10 protein-coding genes and 2 pseudogenes are annotated in these 12,246 nt (G+C 40.3%); 3 read left to right on the top strand and 9 right to left on the bottom strand.

The window, feature by feature from the left end:
- Positions 1–113: 113 nt before the first annotated feature.
- From ACEN31_RS05360 to ACEN31_RS05320, 9 genes are all read right to left on the bottom strand, one after another.
- Entirely contained in the window at positions 114–686 is a 573-nt protein-coding gene (locus ACEN31_RS05360) for a class I SAM-dependent methyltransferase (RefSeq protein ID WP_407108845.1), read from the bottom strand.
- Between the two features lie 12 nt (positions 687–698).
- Positions 699–1,079, bottom strand: a complete 381-nt coding sequence (locus ACEN31_RS05355) for an FAD-dependent oxidoreductase (protein ID WP_407089800.1) — start codon at positions 1,077–1,079, stop codon at positions 699–701.
- A gap of 64 nt (positions 1,080–1,143) precedes the next feature.
- Positions 1,144–1,563, bottom strand: coding sequence for an Rrf2 family transcriptional regulator (locus ACEN31_RS05350; protein WP_407089801.1), 420 nt, complete (start codon positions 1,561–1,563; stop codon positions 1,144–1,146).
- Between the two features lie 111 nt (positions 1,564–1,674).
- Positions 1,675–2,997: an amidohydrolase gene (locus ACEN31_RS05345; protein ID WP_407108844.1), complete on the bottom strand. Its 1,323-nt coding sequence runs from the start codon at positions 2,995–2,997 to the stop codon at positions 1,675–1,677.
- Between the two features lie 2 nt (positions 2,998–2,999).
- Positions 3,000–4,712 (bottom strand): adenine deaminase C-terminal domain-containing protein, encoded by a 1,713-nt coding sequence (locus tag ACEN31_RS05340; RefSeq protein ID WP_407093535.1) that lies wholly within the window; start codon positions 4,710–4,712, stop codon positions 3,000–3,002.
- Positions 4,713–4,791: 79 nt separating this feature from the next.
- Positions 4,792–5,859, bottom strand: a complete 1,068-nt coding sequence (locus ACEN31_RS05335) for a PotD/PotF family extracellular solute-binding protein (protein WP_197103003.1) — start codon at positions 5,857–5,859, stop codon at positions 4,792–4,794.
- Positions 5,860–5,883: 24 nt separating this feature from the next.
- On the bottom strand, positions 5,884–6,924 hold the full coding sequence (locus tag ACEN31_RS05330; protein WP_407089804.1) for an ABC transporter ATP-binding protein: 1,041 nt from the start codon (positions 6,922–6,924) through the stop codon (positions 5,884–5,886).
- Positions 6,925–6,943: 19 nt separating this feature from the next.
- A complete protein-coding gene (locus tag ACEN31_RS05325) occupies positions 6,944–7,723 on the bottom strand; it encodes an ABC transporter permease (protein ID WP_407089805.1) in 780 nt (259 codons plus the stop codon).
- Positions 7,716–8,555, bottom strand: coding sequence for an ABC transporter permease (locus ACEN31_RS05320; protein WP_407089806.1), 840 nt, complete (start codon positions 8,553–8,555; stop codon positions 7,716–7,718). Before ACEN31_RS05320 ends, ACEN31_RS05325 begins: the two co-directional genes overlap by 8 nt.
- Before the next feature lie 337 nt (positions 8,556–8,892).
- Between ACEN31_RS05320 and ACEN31_RS05315 the strand changes: the two genes are divergently transcribed.
- The 3 genes and pseudogenes from ACEN31_RS05315 (at position 8,893) to ACEN31_RS05305 (ending at position 12,171) form a co-directional block, all read left to right on the top strand.
- Positions 8,893–10,809 (top strand): heavy metal translocating P-type ATPase, encoded by a 1,917-nt coding sequence (locus tag ACEN31_RS05315; protein WP_407089807.1) that lies wholly within the window; start codon positions 8,893–8,895, stop codon positions 10,807–10,809.
- Positions 10,810–11,088: 279 nt separating this feature from the next.
- Positions 11,089–11,394, top strand: a pseudogene (locus ACEN31_RS05310) (PTS sugar transporter subunit IIC); the annotation flags it as partial.
- A gap of 337 nt (positions 11,395–11,731) precedes the next feature.
- Positions 11,732–12,171 (top strand): annotated as a pseudogene (locus tag ACEN31_RS05305) ((deoxy)nucleoside triphosphate pyrophosphohydrolase).
- Positions 12,172–12,246 lie beyond the last annotated feature (75 nt).

Raw genomic sequence — 12,246 nt, 5'->3', positions numbered from 1 at the left:
TTCGATATTAATTGATTTCCACGAAAATTGGGAAAATAACGCTCGGACATTCTTACAAGTGTAATGTGCATGATGACCAGATGATATAACTACATTGAGACTTTTACACAAGATTATGGACTTGACATCGCGCGCAATAAAAAGCGCGAGCTTTCTTGATTTTCAAAGAACATATCTGCTTCTACATTCCCAAAGCCTGCTGTCTGAACTTCTTCAGCCAACTGATTCATGTCAAAGCCGTGTCCATGACCTTGTTTACCCATTTCAATCAGTAATAATCGGCCGTCTTCATTCAACTGTTCAAGTAGCGACGCTAACAATGCTTGATAATTAGGAATGTGGTGCAAGACAAGTGACATAATTATCGTATCGACTTTTTCGGGAAGTTGAATACCTTTTTCAAAATCCATCAAGCGAACCGATGCATTGTGTGCGGATTTCTCAGCAAGTTTCAACTCGACTTGTTCCAGCATTTTCTCAGACCCGTCCACAAATAACATTGAATCCACGTCCTCAAGTAATTCCAAGCCGACTAAGCCGGTTCCGCAGCCTAAGTCGACCACTTTTTCCGAGCGCTCATCATTTAGAAAAGGGCGGATGGCTTCAGTTGCGAGCTCAGCCATTTTAATATTATTTGATGAGTCGTAATGCGATGCTAGTTGGTTAAATTTGTGTATATGATTCATTCAATTCTCTCCTTAAATGCGATTAAAATTCGCTTGACTTGCTTGGGCGATAATACCAATACCGGCCATATGACCTTGACTGGCAGAGACGATGAGCTGAGAAGGACCCGTAATTTCACCAGCAGCATAGATGCCTGGGATATTTGTCTGTCCCATCATATTCGTCACAACAAAGCCAGCTTCACTCACTTCCAGATCCAGTTGCTCAATAAATGGCATCGGGTGTTTTAATTCTGTCGTAATAAAACCTCCCGTACGCTCAAGAATCTCACCACCTTCAAAATGGACACTCTCAAGTTGCCCGTCAGAACCCTTTAATTCACGAATCGTATCTTCGATAAGTCGAATGTTATTTCCCTCTAAGAGTGCTTTTTGTTCTGAATCAAAGACCACCAATCCATTAGTAGCAACAACTAAGTCATCAGTCCAGTTGGTTAATAATTATTTCAATATTAGCCTAATGCTGTTGTCTTGCGTGCACTTCTTTTAAAATGTCTCCGATAGTCTTCTGCGCCAAAACTTCCTGCATCTTAACTTCAGCCTCAGAAATCGCATTTTCAATTAAACATTCGTGATGATGCGTACTTTCATGAGTCATCGTACAATTTAACATGGCTTCCTGTCCCTCGACAGCTTGAATAATATCTAAAAATGAACATGAATCAGGTGATCCAAGTAATTGGTAGCCGCCATTAACCCCAGGTGTTGACGTAATAAGCCCGGCTTTAGATAATTTAGTCAAAATCTTAGACAAATAGCTCGGCGACAGATGTTGGCGACTAGCCAAATCCTCAACCCGAACCGCTTCACGATCCGACTCCATAGCTAAATGAACCATCGAATGCAGGGCGTAATTCGTTGCTTTTGAATATTTCATAACATGGCCTCCTTAATTAAAGACTCAATTTGTCTGGAATTAAATATAAAGGAAATAAAAAACAAAAGCAAGAAAAAAATAATAGGAACTATAAAAATAGTTCCTGCTAAATTATAAATCTTCACTAAACTCCAACGCTTTTTCAGTGAAATAAGTCATTTCCTTAGCTAAATACCCGCGCAAATCAGAAATGGAAGTCAAGACCAGTTTCTTATCATCCACAACTAACTTCCCATCAACAAAGACATGGCTCACATTCGATGCATTCGTAGAGTAAACCAAAGCACTATAAACATCGAAGATTGGGAACATATTCACCGAATCAGTTTCAACTAAAACAATATCAGCTTTTTTCCGAACTTCAATCGATCCGATTGAGTCTGACATCCCAATTGCTTCAGCTCCTCCTAGAGTCGCTAAGTGAACAATCTCTTGTGCAGGGAAGGCAGCACGGTTTCCAGTATGAGTCTTATGAAAATTCGCCACCATCCGCATTTGCGTGAATAAATCAAGCGTGTTTCCACTACTAGGACCATCCGTTCCCAAACCGACAGCTAAATCCGCCTCCAACATTGAAGAGAGTGGTGCCACGCCTTTAGCTGATTTCGTATTCGCACCGATACAATGCGCGACTGAAACTTGCTTTTCTTTCATTAAAGCAATATCTGAATCAGTCACGAATATACAATGAGCAGCCAAGGTTTTCTCATCTAATACGCCGAGCTGACTTAAATATTCAACGGGTGTTTGACCATACTCTTCACGGTATTTATCCATCTCAAAAGTCATTTCACTCAGGTGAATGGAGAAAGGAATATTATATTTGCGAGCCAATTCACTCGCAGCAATGAGCGACTCATCCGTATTGGTATAAGGCGCGTGAGGCGCAACCGCAGGGGTAATGCGGTCGTGATTTAACCAACGTGGAATAAAATCTTCGCTATAAGCTAAGCCACCAAATTCAATCTCACTGTCCGGACTTTTATCGATGACAGATTCGCCCAATATCGCGCGAGCATGCATTTCATCTGTTGCTACTGCAATCTCTTCTTCAAAATAATACATATCAAAAAAAGTTGTCACTCCAGCAAGTTGCATTTCTGCAATGGCATATTTAGCACTGTGGTAGGCTAATTCCTTCGTCATGCATTCATGCTCTAAAGGAAATAAGAAGCGCGTTAACCGGTCGGGTGTGTCGTCTCCAAGCGATCTAAAAGGAATCATTCCTACATGCGTGTGGGTATTCACCATACCTGGCATAGCTATGGCACCATTTCCGTCTATCACTGTATCGAAATCCGCCTCAGAAGGAGCTTGACTAGCGTCGCCAAAGCCCACAATTTGCGTACCGTCAATCATTAAAAAGGCGTCTTCGAATTGTGTAAATTGTGCGTCCAAGGTAATTAAATGAATGTTTTTGATTAATGTTTTCATGCTTAATCCTCCATTAATGGAATCAGTTGATGTGTATGTACATCCATCATACCAAAGTCTGTGATTTTAATTTGAGGCGACACTGGAAGAGATAGCGTAGAAAAAGACATAATTTCATTTGTATTGTCATATCCTAAATGAATCATGGCCTGGCGCACCGCTTTTAAATCGCGACCAATCTCAGGTAATGCTTTATCGCTTATGATTCCACCAATCGGCAGAGGACAAGTTGCGACAACTTCTCCGCCTTGCGCAACAACATAAGCCCCATTCAGACGTAAAACTTCGCGTTGCGCCTGTAAGATATCTTCACTTGATGTTCCCATGACCATTAAATTATGATGATCATGTGCCCAAGTCGTTGCGACAGCACCTTTGTCACTCAATGCGCCTTCTACGAGCCCATAACCAACTTGTCTATTTTTCCCATATCGTTCTTGAACAATAATTAATGACAAGCCGCTAGCTTCCCAATCCAAATAGCCATTCTTCACTTTAACCGTTCGCTTCACATGTTCGGTAAAGGTCCCGACAGATTGAATTTGAATCACATTACACATCACTTCAGACACATCTTCACGCACCGGAATTCGTAAATCATCGAGGGTGAGTTCAGCACAGTTAACAGACGAATAGAAGTGGCTTGGAAAGTCTAAAGCCTCTTGATCAAAAGCCAAGGCATCACCGGCTCGATGAACTAAACGGCCATCTTTATAAACGCAGTCAATCTCGAAAGTATCCAAATCATTCAACAGAATAAAGTCCGCTTTTAACCCACTCGCAATGGCACCACGGTCTTGAAAGCCCATCCGGCGCGCCGGCGTGTATGTACTCATATAAATGGCATCGACCGGGTCTAAGCCTTCCTGAATACCAAGACGCAAGTTGGCGTTCAAATGTCCCTCTAACAAGTCATCAGGCATAATATCATCAGTAATTAAAGCGACATGTTCAAAGAGCTGATGTTCATTAATTACCGCAATATTCTCTTTTGTTAGTGATTTCTTTTGCAACTCAATAAATATCCCGCTCCCAATCTTTTCTAGAATCGATTCAGGGGATTGGTGGGTATGGTCGGCGTTTAAACCGGCATACATAAACTTAGCTAAGTCCTCACATTCAACGCGAGGAATATGGCCTTCGAGAGGCATGAAAGGCTTGTTCGTCTGCACTGTTTGTAGAATATTTTGAATCAGTGAATCTGGCTCTGAAGTGATGCCTTTAAAGTTCATGGCTTCGCCTAAAGCAATTACTTTTGGATGTTCCAATAACTCCGTCACTTCAGCGACACCGATCATTCCACCAGTTGTTTCGCGTTCGGGAACCGTCGACGGAACCGATGAAGGAATCGCGTAGAAGATATCCATTACCGTGTCTTGTGCCATAAACGCATAGATACCTTCAATGCCAAAGACGTTCGCGATCTCATGAGAGTCCGCAACCACTGTTGTCACTCCATGAGACAGGGCAGCTCCAGAGAAGGTTGATGGGGGAATCATCGAGCTTTCAATATGCATGTGAATATCAATCAAACCTGGAACAATAAATTTATCCGAGGCATCCACAATCTCTTTCGGATTTAAATAACGCAAATCAGTCTCTTTAATATAGTAGAAACGGTCGTTAATAATCGCGATATTTTTTCTTTCAAAGCATTTTAAGAAGGCATTAAATACTTGCCCATTTTCAATGAGTAAATCAATCAATTTATTCAATCCTTTCAAGAACAATGAGAAAAAGATGAAACTTCAGGTGACTCCCCGAAATTTCATCTTTTCAAAAGTGAGCTAAAGACTATTGGTTCATCAATTCATTCCAAGTGTTAATCCACTCGTCTAAGTTCTCGTTAACAAAAGTAAAGTCAATGGCTTTGGCGCGTTGAGCAACATCACCGTAAGTTTTATTAGCAGCTGTTTCTTCGTCTAATTCAACGTCCGCATTTGTTGGGGCTTCATTTAATGAGCTGGCTGTTTGTGTTTGTAATTCTTCACTGAGTTTCCAGTTAATGAAAGCATAAGCCGCTTCTTTATTTTCTGAAGAAGCAACGACGTTTAAAGTATTGAAGTTTGCATAAGTTCCAGATTCAGGGACAATGAATTGCACATCTGGGTTTGCTTCAGAAATAATTGGGTAAGCAAAGTCACCAACAACGGCTGCAACAATTTCACCAGATTGGAAAAGGTTCGCTAAGTCAGATGATTTTGTATAAGTTTTTGTAATGTTTGGTTTTAAGTCTGTTAAAGCTTGGAAAGCCGCTTCACCATTATCAGTTGTAATATCAACACCTGCGTGATCACTTGCAACGTGTAACATCGCTGGACCAAACGTTGTTGTAATATCTGGAATCGAAATCTTACCTTCTAAAGCAGGATCCCATAAATCAGACCACTCATCGATAGTCATGCCAGCCGCTTCTTCATTGTAGATAATTCCGATACTATTCATTGTATAAGGCGCTCCAGCTGAATCCACAGCATCTTGGGCACCGTCTACTAATAAAGCTAAATTCGGTACTTTTTCTTCGTCTAAAGGCTCGAACATTCCTTCCGCAACCCCTGAAGCTGCGTTGTTTTGAGATAGTTCAATGACGTCAATGGTTGAGTGTGGGTTGTTTTGTAATTTTGTAAAGCGTTCGCTTGAATTCCCAACTTCGTGCGTAATATTAATGCCTTCTGCTTCAGTAAATGGAGCAAAGACGTCAGATTGAATCACATCTTCTGAAATCGCAAACGTCGAGACAATTAATTCACCATTATCTTGAGCAGATGCTGTGTCTGAAGTAGAAGCCGTGTCTGAATTACCACAAGCCGCAAGGACCATAACTGATGTTAAAGCTAATACAGATGTTTTAATAATTTTCATTATATATTCTCCTTTAAGAATGTTTTAAACTAAAATTAATTTTTCTGGTGTTAGATAAAGAGTAACTTGATCGCCACTTTGATACAGAGTTTGTGAGTCATCATTGACAATTAACTTACCAACCGGAGTCTCCACTTCGTATTGGTAACTTTTACCTAAGAATGTCCGAACTAAAATCTTACCAACAATTGTATTCTCTTCAGAAATTGTATGGTCAATGATTAGAATATCATCTGGGCGAATTGTTGCCTTCACTTCTGCTCGGTCTAAGTCCGCTTGAGTTGTATGAATCGCGGTACCGTTATCAGTAACGTAAGCGCCGCTTGCTTGTTTTGTAAGATTAATAAAATTCTCAAAGCCAATAAAACGAGCAACGAACTCTGTTTTAGGAGAATGATAAATCTCCTCAGGTGTTGCGTATTGTTCAATGACTCCGTTGTTCATAACAGCTACTTTATCTGAGATTGAGAAACACTCTTCTTGATCATGGGTAACAAAGACAGTTGTAATACCTAATTGTCTTTGAATTCGTTTGATTTCCATACGCATAGAGACACGTAATTTAGCGTCTAAGTTACTCAAAGGCTCATCTAGTAATAATAACTTCGGCTCAATAACTAAAGCGCGAGCTAAAGCAACCCGTTGTCTTTGCCCACCGGATAACTGTTTAGGATAACGGTCAGCAAAGTCAGCTAAGCCAGTCACTTCAAGCATGGCAGTGACTTTTTCTTTAATCGTCTGTTTGTCTACTTTTTGCATTTTTAAACCGAAGGCCACATTTTCAAAAATCGTTAAATGCGGGAACAGGGCGTAAGACTGGAAGACCATTCCGAATTGGCGTTTATGTACGGGTGTAGCAGTCAAATCTTCGTTATCCACTGTAAACTGCCCATCATTAGGATCAATTAATCCAGCAATGACACGCAAAGTTGTTGTCTTTCCACAACCCGATGGACCGAGCAGTGACACAAGTTCTCCGTTTTCGATGGAGAGGTTTAAATCTTTTAATATATCTGTCTTCCCGTCATAACTGACGCGAATGTCATTCAAATTAACAAAAGCCATTGTATTGGCGTCCTCCTTATTAAGATATTGAAGCGAGACCTAAAGTCTTCTCAATAATAATCATTAAGATAATTGTCAGTAGCATTAACAGAACAGATAATGCCGAAACTGTTGGATCATAGTTATATTCGATATAACCCATTAAGTTCGTAGGTAAGGCTGTAAAGCCCGGGCCCGTTAAAAATTGTGACACCGGTATGTTGTTGAATGAATTAATAAAGGCCAACATAAAAGCAGCGTAAATACCTGAAGTAATATTAGGTAAAACGATCTTAAAGAAGGCTTCCAAACGTGTACAACCTAAAGTCCAACTTGCTTCTTCAAGGGACATATCTAATTGCTCTAAACTTGAACCCACGACGCGAATAATGTAAGGCAAGCTAATTAAGAAATGTCCTAAAAGCAAACCAATGAAAATTGGAATTTGCATCCGAATCACAATAAACTGAAACAAAGCAAAACCAACAACCACCCCAGGAATAATCGTCGGGGACAGGAAGAAACTCTTCAACCGTGTACGACCGGGAAATTCATAACGCGACAAGGCATAAGCAGCGGGGACACCAATAATTAAGGCTAAGAGCGTCGCCAGAAATGAAATACGCAAGCTCAACCAAAAGCTCGTTAGAAAGCCACCCGTTGTAAAGACATTCGCATACCAATCTAAGGTAAAACCTTCAATCGGGAATTGAATCGTTGGCTTCTCACCAAAAGAGGTCACAATGATAATGAATAAGGGAATAAATAGAAATAGAAAAACAGGAATGACAAAGAGTTTCAAGCCAAATTGTTTACGCATTAAGATCGCCTCCTCTACGGTCAACCATATTCGCAATGGCATTAAAGACATTCATGACAAGGATCGTTGTGACAATCATAATCAAAGCAATCACGCCAGCACTTTGCCAATTACCTAAAGACATTGCTTGTTGATAGAGGAAAGTTGACATCATCATATTCTGATTCCCACCTAGTAATTGTGGCGTCGTATAAGCGGTAAAGGTCCCAGTGAACACTAAGATACTTCCCACAATGACACCAGGAATACTTAAGGGCCAGATTATTTTAACGAAGGCAACAAGCGGATTCGCTCCCAGTGTCTCAGCTGCTTCAATCATTTCAGTATCAATGTTCTCTAAAATTCCCACTAAAGTCGTAATCATTAATGGCAAGAAAAGATAGATTGAACCAATCACAATCGCAAACTCTGTGTACAATAACTTCAATGGTTGCGAGATCAGCCCAGTATTCAGTAAGAATTGATTCACAATCCCATTTGTACCTAAAATATTAATCCAAGCAAAACTTCTCACAACAGAATTCGTTAATAATGGAAAGAGAACGAAGCCCATCAAGAGCGAACGCCACTTCTTGCCTGTGCGAGAGATGTAATAAGCCGTTGGCAAACCTAAGATAATTGTGAATAAGGTGACGATTAAAGACAGCTTAACGGTCCGCCATAGAATACTCAAATTGAAACTACTTGAGAAAAATGACGCATAGGATTCAAAGGTAAAAGCGCCATCATAAAATGTCGGCCAAATAATGGATAACAAAGGCATGACTAGAAAGACAACTAACAATATGAATCCCGGTGTAATCACAATGTACGGGATGTGTTTAGAAGACAAAAATAATTCCTCCTTAAAAAGTAAAATACTCTACTGAAAGAGTATAACTTCTAGGGAGAATATGACAATAGATGACGAATAATCAAAAGAGCTAAAATGATGAATGTTCGTGTTTTAGATAAAGAGTAAGCCAGAGAGAATTTACTTTTATCAAATGTTAGTTTCATATTGACAGCCATCGGATTGGATGGGCTTAGTTGTCTTGGAATCTTAGAGAAAACTAAGACCTCATTCCACTTGCTATATCAGTGAATGTTCATGTATTATATAACTAACATATGATTTATTTTTCATATGAAGCGTAATCATTACACTTAACGTAAAGGAGTTGGCAGTGATGAATCAAATAAAAGAACATAATCACGAGGCTCACACTGAGCATGAACATCAACATCATGGTAAATTACCGGTTGTCTTGTATTTTATCGGGTTAATTGCTTTCTTTGTGGGGCTCTATTTCGAATTTACAAATAATAACTTACTTGCTACTAGCGCTTTCTTGGCATCAATCGTAACGGCAGGTTACCATGTCATTATGGAAGGTGTTGGCGACACCATCTCTAATACTTTGAAGTTGAAACGCTTCATGCCTAACATTCATTTCTTGATGGCGCTCGCTACTTTGGGTGCTGTTCTCATTGGCAATAGTGAAGAGGGTGCCTTATTAATTGTCATCTTTGCCGGAGCACATTTCTTAGAAAGTTATGTCGATGGGAAAAGTAAGAAGGAAATTACGAATTTACTTGAGATGAACCCCACTGAGGCACGGTTAGTGCTTGAAAATGGTGAGACACACTTAGTTTCCGTTGAAGAGGTCAAAGTGGGCGATACATTACAAGTATTAAATGGCGATCAAATTCCGACCGACGGTATTATTCTTCAAGGAACGAGTTCAGTGGATGAATCATCGATTAACGGTGAGAGTATTCCTAAAGAAAAAACGGTCGGTGATGAAGTATTTGCGAGTACGATGAATGAATCGGGTAGTTTTACAATGCAAGTGACAAAAGATAGCTCTGAGACGGTTTTTGCTAAAATTCTGGAGATGGTGAATGAATCGCAAAGTAGTCTCACGAAGACAGCGACCTTGATTCAACGTCTGGAGCCTAAATACGTTTCATTTGTTTTATTCTTATTCCCCTTTGTCATCTTGTCAGGGCCCTTCGTCTTTGATTGGACTTGGGAGATGAGTTGGTACCGTGGGATGGTGTATCTCATTGCGGTGTCACCTTGTGCACTCGCCGCCAGTGCGATTCCAACGACGTTAGCTACGATATCGAATCTGTCTAGAAAAGGTGTTCTAGTTAAAGGTGGGGAATATTTATCCAAGTTAGCGGATCTTAAGGCTGTTTCCTTTGATAAGACAGGGACATTAACTCACGGGAAACCGGAAGTGACCGACTTTGAATATGACGAGGAGCTTGATGAAGCAGAATTAATTGATGTTGTTGTATCGATGGAGAAGCAATCGAATCATCCATTAGCGTCAGCGATTATTAAGCATTTCCCAGGATCGGGCACTTTGTCTTTAGAGGTAGAGAACATTGTAGGACAAGGCTTGTCGGCAACTTACAACAATCAGCATTATCGGATTGGTAAACCAACTTCCTTTGATAAGGTTAGCCCAGAGTATAATCAACTCAAAGAACGATTAGCTCAAGAAGGAAAGACAGTGGTGTATATCGGGCGCGAAGATTGGGTGATTGGACTGATTGCCTTGATGGATGTACCTAATGAAGCTGCGCAAAGTGCGGTGGCGTACTTTAAAGAGGCGGGCATTCATACGACAATGATCACTGGAGACGCTCAGCTAACGGGCGAGGCGATTGGTCGAAAAGTTGGCGTTGATGAGGTTCAAGCGAATGTGATGCCAGAAGATAAAGCTTCGATTGTCAAAGACCAACAAGAGCGGTACGGTCTCACAGCGATGTTGGGCGATGGCGTCAATGATGCGCCGGCCTTGGTTACCGCTGATGTTGGGATTGCGATGGGTGAGGGAACCGATGTCGCGATGGACGTTGCGGATCTGGTTCTGATGCAAAATGACTTAAGTAAACTTGCCTACGCGCATCGATTGACGAAAAAGATGAATAAGATTACATGGCAAAACATTATCTTCTCGATGATTGTAGTGGTCACCTTAGTAACGTTGAACTTCTTAGGTAAGATGGATATTGGCCTAGGCGTGGTGATGCATGAAGGAAGTACGATTCTCGTGATCTTGAATGCCTTACGAATGTTGAAGAGTTTTTAAATATTTTTGTATGAAGGATCTACTAATTTATTTTGGTAGTTCTTTTTTTGGAGCTGTTGAGTATAATAGAGAGTAAAGGAGATCTGGCGATGATTCGTGGGCAGGTATTTGGCTTGGTGGGATACCACCAGGCCGGTATTTGTTTCGTATTTGTCTTCGTGCATCATTACGAAGCCAAATCCAATCCTTCACTCATTTTCTCTTCAATAATCAATCAGGGTTAATCATTTAGCAAAATCTATAATGCTTTCAAACTATAATAAAAAACTAACGATAAAAATTGCTTACGGGATGCCAATTGTATTGAATCCACAGTTTGCGATTCCATGGTTAATTACACCACCTGTTCTGGCAACAATCGCTTACTTCGCAACATCATGGGGTTGGGTACCGCCCGTATTGTTAGCAGTTCCTCGGATTACCCCACCAGGATTATATGCATATCTAGCGACGGGTGGTAGCATTGAAGCGGCCTTACTATCTCTCTTTAACATAGTGGTTGCCTCCTTTATCTACGTACCATTTGTCTTGGCGGCCAATAGAGTTCGAATCGAAGAAGACACTGAGTCTGATACGGTGAATTAAGATGAATGCAAAGTGGCAATTACTGCTTGTTGCATTAGGATTTGTCCTGATCTCATTGAGTCCGACGGTACCTAATATGTATGCAAGTACTGTCAGTGGCTTAGCCTTCATTGGTTTGGGGTGGTACTTGATACGGAAGGATAGTCGGAAAAGACGTTAGAAGTTAGTTTTAGTTGAAATTTGATAGAGTTCTTCCTGTTGAGATTCGACGGGGGTAGTTTTTTGGGCTATAAAACTATCACCAAATTCCAAAACGACCTTCATACATTCCTCGCTTTCATATAGAATGATAAGTACAATGATGCAAATTAACATTATAATAGTAAGGATAAGGTGAGTGGATACTAAGATAATTAATGTGGTAGGAGCTATTCTAATAAAAGAAGGAAAGATATTATGCGCTCAACGGGGAGGAGAGAGATCCTTACCTTATTTATGGGAATTTCCTGTCGGAAAGATTGAGCAAGGTGAGACGCCTCAAGAAGCACTTCATAGAGAATTGATTGAAGAATTAAAAATCGAAGTAGTAGTGAGTGACGAGATCTTTGATGTAGCAAGTTATACCTATGATTTTGGACTGTTAACTTAACAACATTTATCTGTCATTTGGAACTTGGTGAACTAGTATTGACTGAACATGTTGCTATTAAATGGCTCGCCTCTAAAGAGATTAAAGCATTAAATTGGGCACCAGCAGATATACCAGCTGTTGAAAAACTAAGCCAACTTGATCTAAGTTTAGGTATTCAAGATGGACCTATTAGAACAATCACTTAGAAAAGCTTTATCAATCGAAAAGAAATTGGCTCGCAATATGATCCAAAGTTAATTATTAATCAACTTGAGAAAAAA

This window comes from Ruoffia sp. FAM 26255 (assembly GCF_045528525.1).
Classification (GTDB): Bacteria; Bacillota; Bacilli; order Lactobacillales; family Aerococcaceae; genus Ruoffia; species Ruoffia tabacinasalis.
Note: the sequence above shows the minus strand (reverse complement) of the source record. Positions and strands in the feature narration are given on the sequence as shown.